General features: G+C 61.6%; 16 protein-coding genes. 6 read left to right on the top strand and 10 right to left on the bottom strand.

Features of this window, described 5'->3' with window-relative positions; translation table 11 throughout:
• Positions 1 to 20 precede the first annotated feature (20 nt).
• From SynA1544_RS02770 to SynA1544_RS02735, 8 genes are all read right to left on the bottom strand, one after another.
• A complete protein-coding gene (locus SynA1544_RS02770; protein WP_186514741.1) occupies positions 21 to 1691 on the bottom strand; it encodes an RNA-binding domain-containing protein in 1671 nt (556 codons plus the stop codon).
• Positions 1692 to 1696: 5 nt separating this feature from the next.
• Positions 1697 to 4381 (bottom strand): PglZ domain-containing protein, encoded by a 2685-nt coding sequence (locus tag SynA1544_RS02765; protein WP_186514740.1) that lies wholly within the window; start codon positions 4379 to 4381, stop codon positions 1697 to 1699.
• Positions 4381 to 8982: a hypothetical protein gene (locus tag SynA1544_RS02760; RefSeq protein ID WP_186514739.1), complete on the bottom strand. Its 4602-nt coding sequence runs from the start codon at positions 8980 to 8982 to the stop codon at positions 4381 to 4383. Before SynA1544_RS02760 ends, SynA1544_RS02765 begins: the two co-directional genes overlap by 1 nt.
• 14 nt (positions 8983 to 8996) lie before the next feature.
• Positions 8997 to 12527, bottom strand: coding sequence for a BREX system P-loop protein BrxC (gene brxC, locus SynA1544_RS02755; protein ID WP_186514738.1), 3531 nt, complete (start codon positions 12525 to 12527; stop codon positions 8997 to 8999).
• Between the two features lie 2 nt (positions 12528 to 12529).
• A complete protein-coding gene (locus SynA1544_RS02750) occupies positions 12530 to 13129 on the bottom strand; it encodes a BREX protein BrxB domain-containing protein (RefSeq protein ID WP_186514737.1) in 600 nt (199 codons plus the stop codon).
• Positions 13126 to 14070, bottom strand: coding sequence for a BrxA family protein (locus tag SynA1544_RS02745; protein ID WP_186514736.1), 945 nt, complete (start codon positions 14068 to 14070; stop codon positions 13126 to 13128). Before SynA1544_RS02745 ends, SynA1544_RS02750 begins: the two co-directional genes overlap by 4 nt.
• A complete protein-coding gene (locus SynA1544_RS02740) occupies positions 14070 to 14630 on the bottom strand; it encodes a BrxE family protein (protein WP_186514735.1) in 561 nt (186 codons plus the stop codon). Before SynA1544_RS02740 ends, SynA1544_RS02745 begins: the two co-directional genes overlap by 1 nt.
• A 374-nt stretch (positions 14631 to 15004) precedes the next feature.
• Complete coding sequence (locus SynA1544_RS02735; RefSeq protein WP_255477692.1) at positions 15005 to 15697, bottom strand: thermonuclease family protein; 693 nt, start codon at positions 15695 to 15697, stop codon at positions 15005 to 15007.
• A gap of 160 nt (positions 15698 to 15857) precedes the next feature.
• Here SynA1544_RS02735 and SynA1544_RS02730 point away from each other — a divergent pair, with 160 nt between their 5' ends.
• The 6 genes from SynA1544_RS02730 to SynA1544_RS02705 all read left to right on the top strand — a co-directional run bounded on the left by SynA1544_RS02730 (position 15858) and on the right by SynA1544_RS02705 (position 17932).
• The gene (locus SynA1544_RS02730) at positions 15858 to 16196 is read left to right on the top strand and encodes a hypothetical protein (protein ID WP_186514734.1); all 339 of its coding nucleotides are present in this window, start codon (positions 15858 to 15860) and stop codon (positions 16194 to 16196) included.
• A gap of 15 nt (positions 16197 to 16211) precedes the next feature.
• On the top strand, positions 16212 to 16763 hold the full coding sequence (locus tag SynA1544_RS02725) for a DUF4236 domain-containing protein (protein ID WP_186514733.1): 552 nt from the start codon (positions 16212 to 16214) through the stop codon (positions 16761 to 16763).
• A gap of 186 nt (positions 16764 to 16949) precedes the next feature.
• The gene (locus tag SynA1544_RS02720) at positions 16950 to 17144 is read left to right on the top strand and encodes a hypothetical protein (protein ID WP_186514732.1); all 195 of its coding nucleotides are present in this window, start codon (positions 16950 to 16952) and stop codon (positions 17142 to 17144) included.
• Positions 17144 to 17392 (top strand): hypothetical protein, encoded by a 249-nt coding sequence (locus SynA1544_RS02715; RefSeq protein ID WP_186514731.1) that lies wholly within the window; start codon positions 17144 to 17146, stop codon positions 17390 to 17392. The genes SynA1544_RS02720 and SynA1544_RS02715 overlap by 1 nt, the downstream gene beginning before the upstream one ends.
• A 67-nt stretch (positions 17393 to 17459) precedes the next feature.
• A complete protein-coding gene (locus SynA1544_RS02710; protein WP_186514730.1) occupies positions 17460 to 17648 on the top strand; it encodes a hypothetical protein in 189 nt (62 codons plus the stop codon).
• Between the two features lie 62 nt (positions 17649 to 17710).
• Positions 17711 to 17932 carry a hypothetical protein gene (locus SynA1544_RS02705; RefSeq protein ID WP_255477691.1) on the top strand — a complete coding sequence of 74 codons (222 nt, stop codon included), beginning with the start codon at positions 17711 to 17713 and terminating at the stop codon, positions 17930 to 17932.
• Positions 17933 to 17972: 40 nt separating this feature from the next.
• Here SynA1544_RS02705 and SynA1544_RS02700 read toward each other — a convergent pair whose 3' ends face one another.
• Positions 17973 to 18974: a hypothetical protein gene (locus SynA1544_RS02700; protein WP_186514729.1), complete on the bottom strand. Its 1002-nt coding sequence runs from the start codon at positions 18972 to 18974 to the stop codon at positions 17973 to 17975.
• Positions 18974 to 19426: a hypothetical protein gene (locus tag SynA1544_RS02695; protein WP_186514728.1), complete on the bottom strand. Its 453-nt coding sequence runs from the start codon at positions 19424 to 19426 to the stop codon at positions 18974 to 18976. The genes SynA1544_RS02700 and SynA1544_RS02695 overlap by 1 nt, the downstream gene beginning before the upstream one ends.
• Positions 19427 to 19452 lie beyond the last annotated feature (26 nt).

Below are 19452 nucleotides of genomic sequence, written 5' to 3'. Positions count from 1 at the left end.
GCGTCCGTAAATGTCCGTATCTATGGAGGAAGTTGGTAGGTCCTCCCCCTGCTGCTGCCGAGGGGGATCAGTCTCCCCTTGCTGCAGAGGCGCTTCAGTGCATAGGTGGCCTGACGGCTTTCCAGTCCGCTCAGGGCCTCCAGCACATCCTTCCGGCGCAGCACCTCCACGCCGCCAGCCAGCTCCAGGATGCGCCGGTCGATCTCCTCGGGGGAGAGCGTCACCTGCTGGCGGTAGGCCTCTGCCTGGTCGAATGCGGCATAAACGCGCTGGGAGAGGGTGTAAGCGCGGCCCCGTCCCTGGCCCTGAGCTGCCACGAGGCCTGATTCCAGCAGCTGTTCCACATGGCGTCTGACCAGGGCTGGATCGCGTTGCAACTGCTCAGCGAGTTGCTCCACCGTGAGCTTGCGCTGCTCGTGAAGCAGATGAAGGACCAGTAGGCTGAGCAGCGCCAAGGGATGCCCCTGGCGCTGCTGGTAGTCCTGCCAGAGAGTCACCAGCTGCAGGTTGGCGGGGCGGGTGCTGAGTTCCACCACGATGTCGTCGTCGGTGGAACGGGCGTAATTCGGAGCTGGGCGGCCGGCTTCGAGGAGGCCTTCAAAAATGCGATCGACCCCGCGGCCGGTCCGTTCAGCCAGGCCGATGCGCTTGAGGGCATCGGCCAGGACAGGGTTGCGAGAGCGCGGTGGGGCAGTCAGCAGGTTGTGGAGGCTGACTCCCCGCACGAACCCTCCCGGATTGCTGATTGTGAGGCTCTCCCCGAGCTGCCACTGCACGGTCACGGGCGCCAGGGCGGTGTAGTCCCGGTGCGAGAGGGCATTGATGAAGGCTTCCCGGAAGCAGCTGCTGGGCAGGTTGGGGATGGGCACCCGGAACATGCCCACCTCGATCTCCTGCTCCTGCACGAAGGGCTCGAGCCTCTGGCCAATCTCATCAACCACGGAAAGCAAAGGGCCACGCAGGAAACGGTTGACCCGCACGTCTGTGCCCTGGAGCACCTGGAAGCCCACCTCATGGCCAGGCATGCACCGCTTGAGGGGAATCTCATGGCCGATCAGCAGCAGTCCGGCATGGGTGGGGACCATTGCCCCGTCTGCCCCTTGAGTCACAAGCCCCAAAGCCAGATCGAGCTCGTCGTCTCCCAGTTCAAGGAGTGAGGCTTCTCCTCGATGGCGCTTCACGGCTGCACGGAGCCGGTCCCGCTCAGCAGGGTTCAGGTCAGCGAGGGTGGCTCCAGAAGCTGGCAAGCATGACCAATCGATCTCTCGCTGTTGATTGGCGCGGCGCACCACATCAACAGCCGTCATCGGGCGACAGGTGGGCTTGCCCTTGGCATCCAGGGCTCGGATCACGGCCTTGCCGTCGTTGCTGAAGACGCTCCCTTGGATGGATGGCACCTGGAACCAGATCAACTCCTTGCCGGCTTCCTGGATGGGTGAGGCGCTGATCGGCAGCGGAGGGTTGGTGCGTGAGGCAATCACTGCGGCCAGGTCTCGGCTCCGGTCTCGCGTGGAGTGGAGACCGGTCACAGTGCCGTCGTCTTCGACGCCGAGATAGAGATCGCCGCCTTGGTTGTTGGCCAGGCAAACAGCAGCCAGCACGAGATCTTTATCGCTCAGCGGCCCCTTGTGATCGGACTTGAACTCGACCGTGAGGCTTTCGGCGGAGGGGATGAGGCGCTCTTGCTCCATGGGGATCATCCGATCAGATCGACAGCCAGATCCGGGCTCTTGTGCAGCACCAGGTCGGTGGCGGCATCACGCAGCTCCAGATAGAGCTTCTTGGCGCTCACGTCGGACGGGAGCATCAATCCGATGGTGGCGGGCTGGCCAGGCGTGAGCGTCAGTCGGTTGGTGTCGCGATCCAGCTCGGCCCCAATGGCCTGAATTGGAGTGGCCACCAACTCCTCGCTCTTGCTGTCGTATGCGGCAAGCACCACTTGGCGCTCTTTCCCGTGATTCATCAGATCGACAGGCAGCTCGATCGGCAGCATCAGGATGCGGTTGGTGATCCTCTCAGGCAGCTCTCCAGGCCAGGCATTCCGCTTCGATCGTTTGGCCTTGGGGGCCTTGGAATTCTCTTCAGCAGTACTCGCTGGATTGCAGCGGAAGCTGAGCAGCGGGATCAGCACCTCCTGAAGGCTTGTGCCGCCGTGGTGATAACAAAGGCTGCCCCCTGCCTTGAGCACGCCAGCTGAGCGGGGCACCACGACCGAGAGCCCCTTGCTGCCGTAACCGAGCTCAGCTGGGGGGATCTCGATGCAGGGCTGCTGAACAGCTGAGGGATGGCCCAGCCAGCAGCGGCGCTCCAGCTTTAAGGTTTTGCCCGTGGGCGCTGGGATCCGCATCGCCGGTTCGCGGCCCAGGGGCAGATGCAGGAACCCATGATCAGCGGTGATCACGAAGCGCTCCAGCGGTTGCTCCAGGGGCAGAGCAGCCAGACGGCGCACGGCTTCTTCGATGGTGTCGAGCTCGCGCTGCATGTCGGCGCGCACATTGGCGAGGCGCTCGTCGCTGTCGCGCTCGCCGGCCTCATCGATGCCGATGCTCGTGATCACCACCGGGCCGTTGCCCGCGAGCTTCTCCAGCAGCACCGCCTCCTTGCTGCGGATCACCTCCACCAGGTTGAGCACCACCGCCGCAGGCACGCGCTGCTGCAGGTGGGCGAGGCGCTTGGCCTTGTCATTGCTCCAGCCCACCGGCACGCCATCCACCACTGAGCAGGGTTCGCCGTCGCCTTCGGTGACGGCAAAGCTGCGCTCGGCGCCGGGCAGCAGGGCCGACATGCCCACCGGCGTGATCGAGGGAAGCGCTGCCTGGGCGATCTCAAGCCGCAGGTCGCTGAGCTGTTCGCGGCTCCAGCCGCTGAAGCGCTCATGCAGGGAGGCGCCCATCTCGTAGCGCAGGGCATCCACCCAGAACACCACCGCTCGGCCAGCCCCTGGCTGCACGCGTTCGGCCCAGATGCGGGTCTGAGCCATGGCGCCGGGGATCAACCAGCCGGCCTGCTGGAAGGCATCCGTGAAGCGCTGGGTCTGCTTGTCGAGCAATTGCTCATAGCGGTTGCGCAGCTGCTCCAGACCCTGGCCCACCTCAACGGCAGCAGCGCTGAGTTCAGCCACCTGCTGCTCCAGGCGCCGCTGTAGGCCATCCACGTGGTGGGCCAGATCGGCTTGATAGGCCAACCAGGCTTCGACGGGAGCCGTTGGCTTCGGCAGCAGGGCTTCCGCCTGATCGAGGGCCAGGCCAAGGGATGCGGCGGTGCGTGCCAGCTCCCACTGCAGCCGCCGCTGCGATTGGGTTGGATCTGTGGGCTGGCCCACCAGCCAGAAGCTGTCGTGGCGGGCAAGCACCAGCTCCTGGGCTTTGGCGGCTTCCCCCTTGGCGAGGAAGGCATCGACGCTGCGCAGCAGAAACTGCTCCTCGCAGGGGAAGGTGTCGATGGCGCCGAGCACGCCAGGCCGTTCGCTGTTGATCAACTCCCGCAGGCCCAGCTCGGTTTCCACTCGTGCGGCGATGGTGATGTAGGCGCCGGCATGGTTGCGGCGCAGGGCCTTCACATCGGTGAGGGCGTTTTCTTCTGTCGCCTTGCCCACGGGCAGGGATTGCTTGGCGAAGGCGGTGAGTTCATCGCCATGCCAATCGTGGAGGAACTCGTGCAGGAGCAGGGCCCGCTGGGCTCGCTGGCGCCAGTCGACCAGGGGGGCGTCTGCTGGGAAGCCCAGGCCCCAGCGGCTATGGAGCAGATCCTGCAGTTCGCTCTCCAGACCCTTGGCGGTGATGCCGGCATCGAACTGATCGGATGCCAACCAGAGCCGGGCCAGCTCGGCATTTTCGGGAGGGCTGCCCATGCCACCGAGCTGCTGGCGGAACAGGGCCTTGAGCTGGCTGAAGCCACCGTCTCCCGATTGCTCGAGGGCGATGGCGATGTCGCGGTAGGTGAGATCGGGCCGTTTGAGCAGCTGCTCCACTTTTTCGGGCTCCATCACCTCGCGCAGGTAGACGCGGGCCCGGTTCACCAGCTGCGCCTCGAAGACCGTGCCGGCGCGGATCAGCTCCAACAGGGTGGCCCGGCAGTCGGCCTCGTGCCTCTGGGGCAGGTAGACGAGCAGCGGATCGGGCAGATCAGCGCAAACCAACGGCTCAAGCTGATGGCGCAACGCAAACAAGCTGGTGCCCGCCACGACCCACTGGGCCTGCAGCTCGCCGAGGTTCAGCCCACCGGGCCCTTCTTTGCTGGGCTCGCTGGTGGCCAGGGCATCGAGCAGCGAGCGCAGCTGCTCGGCAGGGTCAAACAGCAGCACCACCCGGTGCAGGCTGAGCTGCTTGGAGAGCTCCTGGCAGAAGCGAGCCTCCAGTTTGTTGGGAGCTGCCTGCACCATCAGGCCTCGACCTCAGTTTCTGAGGCCACAGCAGCGCGCCTCTGCTCACTGAGCACGTAGCGCGCGCCGCGACGTTCGCCCAGTTGATCGATCTGACCGCTCTCCTTGAGTTGCTTGATCACGGCAGTGAGGGCGTTGGCCTCCACGCCGATCAGATCAGCAATCGCCGCCTTAGCCAGGCCATCGGATGGTGCGGCGGTGAGGGCGAGCAGCACCTGGCGGGTGGCTTCCGCATCCACCACTGCAGCGGTGCCACGGGGGCGCCGCTGAGCAGAACTGCCAGTGGATCGAGTGCTGCGGCTGGCACGGGTGCGGGTTGGCGCCACGGGCGGTGGTGCAGCCAGGAACCGCTCCAGGGCGCTCTTGACCGCTGGATTGCTGTGCTCAGCGATCAGTGCTTGCAGACCAGCTTCAGACAGCTGCCGCGGCAACCAGTTGCCGTTGTTGGTTTCCTGCCAGAGGCGCTCTTCCAATCCATGGGCGATCGCCAGGCTGCGATCGGTGGTGCACTTGGAGATCACCCGTTCTGGCCAGAGATGGAAGGCGAGATGGGCCCAGTCGTAGTCGCCCTTCATCAACTTGTCCCAGCACCCCTTGCACTTCTTCTGCCAGGGTGTGTAGGGCGTGATGCGCCAGAGGATGGCGTGGTTAATGATCACGCCATCGTTGAGGTTGGGATTCCAGAGCGGAGCGACCAGATCAAGCTCGCTCTTGAGGATCCGTAGATCCTGGAGAAGTGTCTGCGCCTCCTGAAGACGGACTGCTGCATCCCCTGAAAGAGCTCCCTGGGATTCAAGCTCGAACTGCTCGCGCTCGGTCTGCTGGATGCGGGGCTCGACGAAATCACGTAGGACTCGGTAGAGAGTGTCTTGTGTGAAGCGGTGGTAGTAAAGCCAAGCTGAATAGCTCCCGTTAGCGGCTGAGACCTGCCAGTAAATGGGAGCCTGACGTCGGTAAGCTGACGCTGCAGATAAGTGCAGTTCAAAGAACTTGCCACGCAGGAACTCACGTGGACCTCTCAGGGGATCAATCTCCACGCACAACTGCTCAAGCGAGATTCCTCCTGCGTAACTCTTTAGGACCTCGCTTAATATGCCAACAATATCCCGTTGATGACCAGCGTCATCGCAGAATACGGGCTCTTCACTGACTTGCACCGGCGACATATCTGACGATCCCATTGTGGTCACAACAAACGGGCTCACTGGCAAAACGTCGCTGGAGTCCGCGAAATAGGAGGCCGGAGCTATCCGCCCAAAGAGTATTCCAATCGATGCCGAAAGCATTCTCCAAGAAGTCCACTTGATCCATCCAGAAGGCACGGAGCAGGCTCTCGCTATCTCCAGGAGCTTTAGAGGGTGACATTCACAAATATGCGAGATCAACTCAATTGATCGGTCTCCCCAGTAACCCTTCTTGTATATTGTCGATTGAGACTTTCCGGACCCGACCGCTAACTCAATCAGTCCTTCGACAGATGTTTCAAGCAGCTCGCAGACGTAGCCAGGATCAACATTTATATCTTTAGAGTACGAGAGTGGACTCCTCCCAGCAACGCTTTCAAAAGCGAGCACATCAGCGTCACTAGCCCCAAAGGACTCATAAGACATTGCCTCAAGCAAATCAGCCTCAGCATAGATTTTCTCTTGCAATGAAATCCATCTCAAAAAATGCGATCTAGCGACTTCGGGGAGCGAGTAATGAATTGACCATCGAATAGGCTCATGCTCATGGGAGCTTCCTTCTTTAATCGATTCAATTTGCCTCATAGCAAGAATTGCTCGAAGCGATGCTTGAAAAATTTTTTCTATCTGCTCATCAGGCAGATCAGGCCAGGGGAGTCTCTGAATAGTGGAAGGAAGATAATCCCTGGCGGCACTACCAGATGTAGTGGCATCTCTAAGACCTATCGCCGTCTCCACAAGAAAACGGTATGGCGTAGTGTAACTAAGGCCTACCAGAATGGCACCCAGTCTTGAGCTTGCCAATTTATCTTCGGCGCCCACAAAAGGCCCTTTTTTATCAAAAATAACATTTTGAGGGAGTACTCTTAGGCTAAGTGAACTTGCGGTCCTGGCACTAAAAGTAGCCCCTGGAACGCCATATAAGTTAGTGCTTTGAATAACCCTTGACCACTGTCCATGGAGCTTGTCGACAAAAGCCTTGACTTCTTTCCCTTGAGCTCCCCAGTTGACACGGAGTGGAACATCGGCCCAGAATGGCTGATATTCTCCTCCTTTCGCTAAGGGATACCAATTATTGCGGCCCTGCGAAAGGGGGAGCTCCTGTGAAAGCCTTAAAAAACGAAAGTTATCGCACGTTGCCAGGCCTTGCCTCGCGATTACGCCAAGATCTTCGGATAATGGCAAGTGCTTTATTTTTTCAATCAATGACTGCGGGGCCCAATATGCGAATGGCGCACCGTACAGGCAGCGAAAGTCGTCTATAGTCCTAATTACACCTATTGATGGCTTTGAGTGAACAAAGCTCTTGATGCAGTGAACTGCAGATTCATCCTTCTCAGGAGCATCAATAGCGCCAATAAAGAATGCCGTCCCAGATGACTGGCGTGAAAGTGTAAAGGCAGCCGTTTCTACCAACGCGTCCAAAACTCCATGGCCCAAATCAAGGGCCGTCTCTGTAAACGCCAACTGCGACATTCGCCACTCTTCCAGAGTTGCGGCGAACAATAGAGTTCTATTGGCAATAACACCAAGTTTTCCCCCAGGGGCAAGCATGGCCCCAAATCTTGTAATAAAACAGCCTCCTATATCAATTCTCTCCCTATCATAATAGGAAAATATGAGGTCTTTCGCCGGCTTGGATGAATCTCCAAAAGGTGGGTTCATCAAGGTGACGTCGTAACTCTTGCGACATGCATCAATGAATGCAAATCCCTGTGCCGCATCCTCTACGAAGAGTCGCCGCTGGAAACCTCCTCCATTTTCAGCATGCCCGGAATAGCTGGACAGCGCAGAATAAATGCGCTCCTCTATATTGATCCAGAAATCCTTAGTCAGGCTCTGAAGATCGGCCTCTAGTGAAGATCCGACCTCGCCCAGTACTGCTAATTCGGCATGACCGAAAAGATCCCGCTGCTGAACAGCAAGTTTTTGCCATTCCCTTCGCGCTCGATCAATCGCATCTCGAATCTCTTCGTCAATTTTAAGTAATGAACCAGCTTCTCCTGCCAGCTGCATCTTGTCAAATATTGTTTCCAGAAGCTGTTGAACAAGACCCCGTTCTGCCTCGGGGAATTGCTGGTCTACGAAGTCGGCCAGTAGCTCCCGCTCTCCTGGCATGGGCTCTGCGCATACCACATTAGATCGATTAATCGGAGGCCGATCAGCAGTCTCCAGCTTCTGCTCTTTCCAGGCTCGCTGCGCCCGCAGCCAGAGCGTCAGCCTGGCGATCTGGGTTGCCCGGGGATCAATGTCGATACCGTGAACGTTATGCTGAATGATCAGCTTGGGAATCTCACTCAAGAAAGCCGCCTTGTCTTCAATGCTTGCTGCATAGTCAGCAAAGGCCGCAAAAGCTTCGCAATGCTTCGCCTGCTCATCGGAACACTGAACGAGCTGCCAGGCTTCTTCGTAGATCTTTAGATAGAGATCAAAGGCATAGAGACCGAAATGCATCGACCCACAAGCCGGATCTAGCATCCGTATCTCACGGGGATCTTTTAGCTCTCGATGGGGAATGTGCACAGGCTGGCGCAGTAGCTCCTCTTGGCTGAGTGCCACCTCAGTGTCTGAGCGCGCTGGAGCCTCTTCCCCTGGCTGCAGCCAGATCTCGTTGGGCCTCCGCAGCAGATAGCGACAACGGTCTTTCAGATCGGTATCTCCCTGACGCATCTCGTACCAGATGCGCCCGAGGGTGTTGTCGGTGAGGAACTCGACCACATACCGCGGGGTGAAGAACTGGTTCCGCACCGCCAGTTCCCGACTGTTCCGCGGTGCAGCCGATTCCTCGCGCATCTTCCTGCGCTCGGCGTCATCGTTGAAATACTGATAGACCCACCCGAGCGTTTCGTCCTCGCTCCAGAGTTCGGCCAACTCCGGTCGGTTGAGGATGTCCAGAAGCTCTAGGAGCGCTGCTCGTTTCGGCCACAGCAGGCTGGCGGGATCACGCGGATCAAACAGGGCCCGCAACTCGCGGCTCACATCCTCAAAGATCGTTTCCAGATAGAGCCGGTAGCTGCTCTCCTGATCCGCCAGCAGCCCCTGAGCCACGGCTGTGAACTCCAGGAAACCGGCGCTCTCAAGCCCTCCGCTCACGCAGGGACGCACCAATTCGCGGGCCTCCATCAGCTTGAGCGCCACAAAGCGGTTCAGCGCCGTGAACGCCATCTCCCGCAGGGCGAGCAGCAGCGCCTCCTTGCGGTCGTTGATCTGGGCTTCCTTGTGCTCGATCCAGGCCACGAGCTTCTCGCGGATCAATCGCTGCTCAGCCAGCAGGTGCGCACCGGGCTCCTCCGCCCAGCGCACTTTGTCCACGTCGATGTCGTAGGCCTGTAGCAGCTGGCTGCGGAACTCCTCTTCCAGCAGCCTGCGGGCGTCTTGGGTGGCCTTCTGCAGCCTGGTGCGTTGATCCTTCTCCATGGTTCAGGCCCTCCTCACTGCAACAAGACCTTGCGGTCATTGCCCAGTTCTTCTTCGCAGCGCTGGCGGATGCGACCCAGCACCTCCTCCAGGCCATCGGAATCAAACGGCTCGCGGCAGAGCTCCCGCACGCTCACGGTGCTCACCTCCTGCTCTGGGAACGCCCACTGCTGGGCTTTGTGCTCCTGCTGGCGCAGCACGCCTTCGAGCATGGCGGGCTGATCGCGCAGCCGCACCAGGTCCAACCCCTCGGCAGTGCTTGCTCTCTGCATCAAGGGCTCTTTGAGCTGCTCCTGCCGCTCGCCGTCGAGCTCGGTAAACCCTGGGGCCTGCTCCAGTTCAGCTATCCGCTGCTGCACCTGGGCGGCTAGCGCCTGTCGAGCTTCGCTGCGGCGCTGGTCGTAAGCGTCTTCCAGCTTCTTGGTGAGCTGGTCAATCTCGGGGAGCCGTTCGTAGAAGCTCAGCGACTGCAGCAGATCGCGCAGCTGGTGCTCGGCCTCGATCAGCTCCTGCGGCAGGTCACTTTCCTGCTGCAGCTGGCCCCAGAGCCGTTCGCCCAGGGCATGGCGAGCCCGGCGCAGATCCTCCATACGGGAGTCGAGCACGTCCTTGATCGCCGTGGCCCGCTGCCATTGCTCCTTCACGGCCTCAGCACTGGCGCGGAAGGCCTTCACCACCTCCTCATCGTCGCTGTCCTGCCAGGTGGACACCTGCTCACAGGCCTGATCCAACGCCTCCCGGCCCGGTAATTCCAGCGGCACCATCGCCTTGCTGGCGGCGTTGAGGTCGGCATTGACGCCGACTGCCGTATTGCGGATTTCCTTCGCCAGCGGGCCAGGTTGTACGCCGGGAACCGTTTTGCCCGCGAACTTCTGGAACTGCTTGCTGGCTTCGATGACATCCTCAACGGTGATCGTGCCGGTGTGCACGCCAAAGGCGGTGGCCCGGAAGGTGCTGTTGTTCGTGAACAGGGGCCGCACCTGAGGGTTGGCGCTGCCCACAAAGCTCTGGGCGTTGTGGGTGGCCTTGAGGTGGCTGCCCACCTGGAGAGCTGACACCAGGAACTTCACGGCATCGAGCGTCCAGCCGTAGGGCGCATCGGCGAAGTGATCGGCCAGCTCCTTGCCGCTCTGGCCCCCTTTCACCTTGATGCGGTTGAGCACCGCCTGCAGGGCCGGCCGTTTGGTGTCGATCACCCACTGGCCGCCCTCCTCCTTGCACAGGCGCAGGGTTTCGATGGAGCCGGTGAGGCCCTTGAGGTTGTCGGCGCTGAGCAGCTTGCTCAGTTCGTCGCCACTGGGGCTGACCGCCGCTTCCCCAAAGCGTTCGTAGATCTGGGCCAGGCCATCGCTGAGGGCCTCGCGGATGGCCTCTACGGCCCGGCTGGCGTTCGCACCGATACTGCAGGGGCCGCCGTTGAGCAGCACCTGGCCGTGAATCAGAGCCTGATCCACCAGGCGGCAGGCCTCCTGGCGGAAGCCCTCCAGCTTGCGCCGCTCCTCGCTCACTAGCTGCACCTGGCCCTTGCCGCTGGCGTCGCGCCCCTTGAGGTCGATCACCTTCTGGGAGCGGAACCACTCCCCCAGCGCACGATCCAGCTCCGGGCTGGGGCGCATGGCCCAGAAGAACGTGTTGGTGTCTTGCTGGCTCAGCTGGCGCAGCTGCTCCACCCGATCCTCGAAGCTCTCGCTGCCATCCACCCGCTCCACCTTCACCGGCACATCGCCTTTCACCACTTCGCTGCCGCGGAAGTGCAGGGCCGCCTTGAAGCTCTTCACACCATTGCCCAGACCGGCGCTGGGTACGGGCTCCCAGTTCTGGCGCAGGGCTTCCTGCAGCAGGTTGTGGCGATCCTGGGCCGATGGCGCCTGCTGGCTGCGCACCTGCTCCCAGTCCTCCTCTTCCGGTTTGGGGATGCGGTACTGTCCGTCCGCTTTGCGGATCAGGTTGCGCTCCTCCAGATGCCGGCAGGCCTCCTGCACCTCCGATTCCAGTGAGTCACCATCCACCCGTGGATGCAGCACCACGGCGATGTTGCGCTCGGTGACCGGAACCTGATCCACGAACTGCAGCAGGCAGATCGCCTTGGCCACCGGCACTGCCAGACGGTGGCTGGCCTTGGTGGCGATGTCGCTGATCTTGCCGCGGTACTGCGAATCGATGTTGTTGCTCTGCAGGTCGTAGACCCGATCCAGCGTCACCAGTGTGCCCACCACCTCATCAGCCAGTCCGCACTGGGGATTGGTGAGCAGCTCTTGCGCGAGCTTGATGATCGCCCGGTTGGCCCCGCCGAACTGTTTGCTGGCGCCACCGGAGAGGCGCAGGCCCGACACCACCTGAATGATCAGCTCGATCTGATACGGCAGCAGGGGGTAGAGGTCGGCGAATGCTTTGCCGGTGAGCTCGGGCAGCCGGATCTTGGTGTCGAGCTTGGTATGGCTGGCGAGGCGCCCCTGGTGCTGCTGGAACAGGCCCTGGAGGGTCTGTTCGCCCCCACTGTTTTTGCCCAGCACCCGCCGACTGGTGACCTCGGCAATGTCGGAGGGCTCCAGCACCGGCTTGTAAGGGAAGCGGTCCTGCAGGCGGGCCAGCTCAGTGCGGTTGTCGTCGAGATACCCCACCACATCGGAGAGCTTCTCCTGGGAGGTGACCATCATCCACACCTTGCCGCGACCCTTCACGCCGAGCTGCTGGACGATGGCCTGCAGATCCAACATCTTCTGGATGTCGCGGGCCACGTACTGGCCCACCTCATCCACCACAAACATCAGCTGTTTGCCGGGGTGCTTGCGCGCCATCAGCTCGATGGTGCGCTCCGCCAGGCTGGCGGGTGTGATCGGCACGCTTTCATCGCGGGCGCTCTTGAGCCAGCTGTCCTTCTCGGCGTAGGTCTGCGGTTCGAGGGCGTGCATCACCGCACTGGCCCTGGGCATGGCCTGCAGCAGCCGGGTTTTGGCAACGGCCCAGTCTTCCCCGGGGTAGAGCTGGGCGAACGCATCTAGAAAGGCCTGCATGCGGCCCTGCTCCTCCAGTTCGATTTCCAGCTCGGCCACCTCCAGGCTGCTGGAGTAGCCGAGGTGATCGAGCAGCTTGCGGTAGAAGATCTTGGTGAGCGCGTCGCTGGCGTTGACGTTGCGATCAGCCGAGACGTCAAAAATGATCGCCTCGGTGGGGATCTGTTCTTTGATTGCTCCGAGAAGTGCCTTGATGGCCTGGTTATTGGCTCTGCGTCCTAGTAGGTCTCCAGCGCTTTCGCCTCCTAAATCCCGATTGCTGACTGCTAGCCCCACATACTTGGCAAAGCTCGACTTACCTGCGCCAAAGAAGCCCGCCACCCAGATCGCGATCGCCTCGCTGGGTTGATTCACCGACTGCCGGTAGCCATCCAGCACCCGCAGCATATTCTGCTCAATCGACTCGGTGAGGATGTATTCGTCGATCTCCTGGCGCACGATCGCCACGTCGTCCTGATCGACCTTGATGACCTCTTCGATCTTGCGGTCGATCCGACCGGAGAACAGCTCTCGGATAGCGGTGGTGGTCATGGTCAGGCGAACAGCTTGGGGCGGTAGTTGTGGTCGGCTTCGGCTTCATCCATGAAGCGCAGCCCCGCCGGGCCGTCTCGCTGGCCCGGGTAGAAGAGCACCACCGGATGACTCACCTTGTGGTGCAGGTTCTCCAGCAGGGCTGAGGGCCGGTGCAGGCCAAACAGCGCACCCACCCGCTCCAGGAAGACGATGTGGCTAGTGGTTGGCTTGGATTTATCGACGGCTTCAGCCACCAGCTGATCGAGGGGTGTGGAGCCAGCCGCCTTGCCGCTGAGTACGTCGCGGATGGTGTCGCGCACCATCGCGATGCCCAAGTCGGCTTCCCCCTGGGCGATCTCCTCCAGCGACAGTCCGGCGGCTTCGATCGACTGCTTCAGCAGCTCGGCCATCGACAAGCGCTGCACGGACTTACCGGCGTTCTCCAGCCGCACCACCAGATCCCGCAACGCCTGGCGCAGCTCCCATTCGTCTTCTGGGGGGTAGAGGAAGATCCCGAACGGCATGTCGGTGTAGGTGCTCAGGCCCACGCCGGAGTCGGGCGCCGTAAGCACCGGTTCGAGCTGCTGTTGCAGGCAGCGTTGCCATTCCTTCTGGCTCATGTCCACACCTCCTGCACCAGGGCCTCAGCGCTGCTCGCCGGCAGTTTGAGGTCCACCACCGAGCCGGCGCGGTAGTAGCTGATCACCTGGGCTTGATGGAGCAGCAGCAGGCGATGCTCCAGCTCGGCCTCAGGCAGACGGAACCACAGCCAGCGCGGATCGCTCAGGGCCGCTGCGGTGGTGCGGTTGCTGGCCAGGGCCTGCAGCAGCACATAGAGCAGTGGCTCATCCGCGAGGTAGTAGGACGTGAAGCGGCGCTTCACGCGGCCCTGCAGGAGGCCGAAATCGACGCCGGCCTTCAGCAGGCCACCGGCTACGCGCTTGCGAGTTGCTTCGCTCCAGACGGCAACCTCTGGGTGCTCGTGGCTGCCGGTGCTCTCAAGCCAAGCAAGCGCTTGCTCTGTCTGGAGCAGGTCGCCGCCGTCGCTGTACACCCTTGCGCTCCAGCGCAGTCCATCGCCAAGCAGCCGATCCGTGTTGGCCAGGTGCCAGAGCAGCAGTGGCTTCCAATGGCGCTGACCAGTGGCGTTGCGAGCTGCCAGCAGCAGGCTCCGATCTTTCCCCTCCGGATCGAAGCGGGCGCTGAGGGCACTGCAGACCTTTTTGAGCCAGGCCTGGGTGGGGGCGCCAATGCTGTTGCTCTGCCGTAACTGATCCAGGTTGACGCGCTTGCTGGCCTCCAGATCCCAGCCCTGCAGCGCCTGCAGGGTGTCGCTGATCAGTGGGCCGCGGATGAGGCCATCACTGTTGTACGGGGTGATGGCTGAGGCGTTGGCCTTGGCCTTGCTTTTGCTCTTCGACTGGGGCTTGGCTTTGGCGCTGGCCTTGCGTGCACTATTGGGGGCCGCTGGCTTTGCCGCAGCACCAGTCTTCTTCTGCGCTGCTGGAGCAGACGCTGCGGCAGGAGCCGGCTTGCGCTTGGCCTTGGTTGCCGTTGCCATTAGCCCCCCGCCTGCAGATACGGGACCACCAGCTGCCCTGGCTGGCCGCAGAGAAAGCCCGCCGCCAGCCGCTCGATGTGGCCCTGGTTGATCTCGAAGGGATCGTCCAGCCGCAAGGCCTTGGCGGTCTGGGGGGTCTGCTGGCGCGCCCAGTCAAGGGCAGCCGGGTCCAGGTCCGCCAGCTCGACCAGGGCCTGGGGCCACTGCTCTGCACTCAGGCCCCAGGCCGCCTGGAAGCAGTCCGCCCACTCCTCTGGCTCATCCATCCAGCGGTTGCGCTCGTTCTCGAAGGCGTCCTCCAGCTGGGGCGTCAGCCTGAACAAGTGGCATGTGATCGGCCCGCCCGGGGTGGGCTGGATCGCCAGGGATTCATCGCAGGCCAGCTGGGCCACCCGGAACCCAGCCCGAGTCTGGGCAAACGGCGCCGAGCGGGGAAAGCCCTGCTGGAACAGGAACTCCCCCGTACTGGTGAGCACGCCACTGTTCCACCAGCCCAGCCGCTGGGTCTCGCCCATGGCCGCCACCACCAGGCGGAGCTTGAAGAGCTGGCGGAAGTCCAACGGTTACGCAAGTCTGCGGCTGATCGAACCCCAGGATGATGCCTGGATGGCACAGCTGGCCATCACTTGGCAAAACCATTGCAGGATCCGATCAATCCCATCCGTTCAATTCATCCAACCAGGGCTGAATTTATGCACCACGTGCATACTTTTGGTGACCACTAATACTTGTTGTTTCGCAACCGCACGGCCTCCTGATACTCCGCCTCGATCTCCAGCACTGAGCCCTGATCCGGCTTTAGCCGCTACCGCTACGCGGGCCTGCGGCTACATGCCGACGAGAATTAGGCAGGCCAAGGTGCTCCAGCTGCCGGGCAGGTTCTTGATGCTGCGGGCGGTGCCGGGCTCATTGATCTGTAGCCCGCTTCACTCACTCACCCCCGCAACCCCTCACAGGCCTGTCCATCGCCGTCGCGATCGAGGTTGCTGTGCCCCTGCCTGAGCAACGCCTGGGCTCTGGCGTAGGAGCCGATCTGCTTGCAGGTGAGCCGGCCGCCTGAGGAGGATTCACCACGGCTGGAACCAGAGCTGCGACGCCCACGCCGGTAGTCCCAGGGGCGGGTGATGCCGCCGCCTTTGCTCCAGACGCCAAGGCCCTTGAGGCGTGCTTCTGTCTCCAGGCGGCTGTAGGTCTGCCGGTCACAGCCTTTGATGTACTGCCAGTAGACAAACGCTGCCCCTGAGGCCACCAGGGCCTGGTTGATGTTCCGGCCATTACGGCTGATCTCAGCAATGGAGCGCCCGTAGCGATCGGTGGTCTTGATGCGCAGATCAACCCCACTGCCGATCGGAACGAGGGCTTTGAGCGCTTCACTGGCTTGGGCGCCGTGGGGTTTCTGGCTGCTCTCCGGCGCGTCGATGCAAGCGAGGCGGATGGTGATCGTCTGCCCCGCCTTGCGCACCCTGAGGGTGTCGCCGTCGCCGACCGACACGACGGTGGCGGGGGCAGCGTGGGCTGGTAGGCCAGACAGGAACGACGACCCTGCGGCCACAGCAATGCCACCAACGGAGGCATGCAGGAACTTGGCTGACTTCCATGACTGCAGGATCGGATCCAGGGCGGGCAAACCAGGACAGACAGGTGGATGTCAGTCAAACCTGTGATGTCGGCCGCCGGTGTGTGAATCGACAGCGAACGTGTGCAGGTTTTGCATGAATCCCGGCTGAACTGCTGACCACAGCGGTGTGTGCCTCAGGGTGGGTTGGGATTGAAGATGTGCGCTTGCCATGGCCATGAAGCCGGTTCTTCCCCTGGGCATGTTTGCGGTGGTGTCCGTTGTCGCCACCTCCAGCGCCCTGGCCCAGCAACCGGTGCGTCCTCTGCCCAAGGTGGGTGGGTGCCCGGTGGGGTACTACGCCTCAGGCGATTACTGCGTGCCAAGCAAGAGCGGTAACAGTCGCGGTGCGATTGAGAAGGTGGGTAATGGCTGCCCGATCGGCTTCTACGCCTCGGGCAACTACTGTCTGAGCAGCCCGAGCAACCAACGCGAGGCGATGGAGAAGGAGGGCAACAGCTGCCCGATGGGCTGGTACGGCTCCGGCAGCTATTGCGTGACAAACGATTGATCAGAGGACGACGCCATGGCTTTTCGTTTCCGCCGCTCCGCCCGCTTGGGCCCCCTGCGGTTTCACTTCTCCAAAAACGGTCTGAGCTCGATCTCCGTCGGTGGTCGGGGTGCCTCGTTCAATGTGCCGGTGAATCGCCGGGGTGGCCCCCGGAGCACGGTGGGCCTACCGGGCACGGGCCTGAGCTGGAGTGTGGAGCATGAGGCAGACGCTGCCAGGGGCCTGCCCAACAGCCGCCGCCTCAAACCCGGCCAGCTGGAATTGCTCAAACAGGAATGCCTGCAGATCCTGCACCAGGAGCTCTTTGGCCCAGACAACGACGCCCATCGGCTCTGGAGCGAAAGTCTGGTGAGCCAGCTGCTGTTGGATCCACGCGTCAAGGGCCGCAACGCAGGATTGCTGGCGCTGATCGAAACCCCAGAGGCAATGCAGGCCTACATCGAGCGGGGCCGGAGCCAGGACGACGTCAAACGGCGGGCGCAGCGCTGCCTCCAGGCGGCGGAGCTGGCCGGGCGGTTGCTGAATCCCGGTGGCGAGAGACACCTGAATGAGACAACTGAGAAATGAGTGGTTGTACCGATCGCGGCACCCCGCGAGCTGCGGGACGCTCGGGACAGCGGGCTGGGAAGCCTGCTTCGGCCGTTGTCATGCCAGGCGGGCTTGAGACCCCCGCCTTTTTTCTGCCCAAGTGCTGCATCGATCACAACAGCGTCCGCAGATCCCGGTTAGACAATCCTGAGACGGCTGAGACTCATGCCTGCTTTTGCTGTGGCCTGCACCCCGCGCGGCTCCTCGATTGAGCGGTTGCGACCCGGTCGCTACCGGGTCTGCGACACAGGCCATCACTGCCGGGAGGTCGAGGACGTCTGGAGCGCCTATGAGCTGGTACGGGAACTGGAGCTCGAGGGTGCACCAGTGAGCGACACTACCCTGGCGGATCCGAGCTGATGCCAAGCGAGCGCCGCTATCGCCTCACCGATGCTGCGATGCAGCCCCATCCCCATCTCGACGACGAATTCGCCTCCCTGCCGGAAGCCCTGGAGACGGCGATTCATTGGAGTCGTTTGCTGGCGTTTGATCCGATCCAGGCGGCGATCGGCGTGGAGGTGAGCACAGCCTGCGGCAGCTGGCGCACGTTGCAGAACCCCACCAGTGCCGCTGCTGTCACCACCGGTCAGGGCGGACGCAATCTCTGAATCCATCGCAGAGCGAACATCAGGCCTGCGCTGGATGCGGTTTCCTTCGGCAACTTGCGCTTTCGACATGGCTTCTGACGCCCTCAAGTCACACGCATCCTTCCGGCAACAGCGTTTCGGCTCCACCGCCCATGCGGATCTGGTGGCGGTTCAGTTCTGGATGAATGGTTGCACCCAGGTCGCCCATATCAGCCCTGCCGGCCTGAGGCGGTATCGCCAGGAGCTGCTGGCCACAGGTGCAGTGTTGCTCACTTGAACAGGCATGATCCCAAGGTCAAACTGAAACTTTCTGGCCATATCCTCTGAGCTCTGCATCGTGTGGTCAGCTCAGAGGATGTGTTCGCCATGTACACGATCGAGCGCCTTGCCGATCAGGGATGGACAAAAGAGATCACCTGCAACACCGAATTCAAGGCTTTCATCAATGCCCGCACCAAGTGCATGGCCACGGGCAGGATCTATCGCGTGATCAACAGCTGCCGGCAGGTCGAGTGCGTGATCACGCTTGACGATTGCAAGCGGCAGTTTCGGGCGAGATAAGCCCCGGAGCAGATTGAAGCATCAAGTGCAGATTCAATCTCTAGAGAAGATCTATCTGCTTTTCGGGCTGTTTCAGGATCTCAATGGTTTCCACTTCCACGAGCCTGGGCTGCTTATCAGCCGAGGCTTCGTAGCTGCCACTGACGCGGACATTGCAGTCGAGGATCTCGCGCACCGTTCCCTTGTGCCGATCGTCGTAGATGCAGCGGATACCGCGCTGATACCGGACTCCTCGGATCTCAAAGCGCAGGGCATCCAGATCGATTTCCCGAACAACACCTTCAAAGGAATCTGTGCCACTGGAGCGCTTGCTGGATGGTTGCACGAGGGTCTGCCTCAGAATCTCCCGGCTTTTCTTGGTGAGTGGCAACGGAGCAATCTTTTCTTCTCCGGGGCAGCTCAGGAATAGATCGGTGATGCCCTTGCTGCTTTTGGACGGCGCCAGCTTGTGTGCAGCCAGCATCACGGTGTCACGCACCGCTGGGTCCGGGAAGAGCGAATAGACCTCGTCGCTGACACCCTCCTCATGGATCAATCTGGGAATGATCGGCAGGCTGCGTACTGCATCACGCACCGCTGCATAGAGCCCGTCCGTGACACCTTCAAGCACAAGCTGCCCCTGGGAGTCGACCTCCCCAGGACGCGGCACCCGCATGCCAACAACGAGGCTGCCGTAGGCCAGGCCGGAGAGGTGCGGATCAAGATGCGTAGGCCAGCGCACCGTCCTGTCCTCCAGGCCGGCAATCGACTTGGCAATGTGCTGAATCTGGGTTCGCAACTTGGAGAACGCCCCTGTCACCAGAGACACCGGGGGCTCAGGCCTGGTCACACCAGGCCCTGTGAAACGGGCCACCAGATCAGCCTGATCAGCCAGTGAGGCGTAAGCAAAGTCTTCCCGGTAGAGCTTGGCCAGCATGTCCAGATAGGGGCCGCTGATGGCATCAGGCTCCTGGCCCATGCGCACAGCAAGCGCGCGAGCTGCCTGAAGCTCCTGATGAATGATGAGGGCCCTGGCCTCGATCGCCTCGATCCAACTGCCCATCACATCAACCTCAACACGCCTTTGCGATGACCGTGATAAAGCCCCTTTTCGAGGGCCGTCTGGGGGCGCAGGTTCTGCAGCAGGTCAACGAAATCCTTCTTGAGACCGTTTAAGCCCAGATGCAGATCAATCTGGTAGCTGCGAAACAGTTCTGCTTTGCCCTGAAGCAGCATCTGCCCCTCCCACTGGTCGGTATCGGGAAGATCGCTGAGTTCAAGAACCAGATTGATATTGCTCGGGCTGGCCTTCTGACTGACGTAACTGCCATCGAGGACAACAGGTGGGACTACGGCAAACCGCGGCACCAATTCAACGGCGATGAAATCCCTCAGGTGAGCAGTCAGTTGGCGCCGCTCGTTGTTCCAAGCCAGGTTCATCTCGACCTCTTCGATGGTGCACTCATGGATGCCACCGGGCAGCAGGCCAAACCGATCGAAAGCAGGGATGGGCATTCGCTAGCCAGCAATCGTTGCTCGGT

This window comes from Synechococcus sp. A15-44 (genome assembly GCF_014280115.1).
GTDB lineage: Bacteria > Cyanobacteriota > Cyanobacteriia > PCC-6307 > Cyanobiaceae > Parasynechococcus.
Note: the sequence above shows the minus strand (reverse complement) of the source record. Positions and strands in the feature narration are given on the sequence as shown.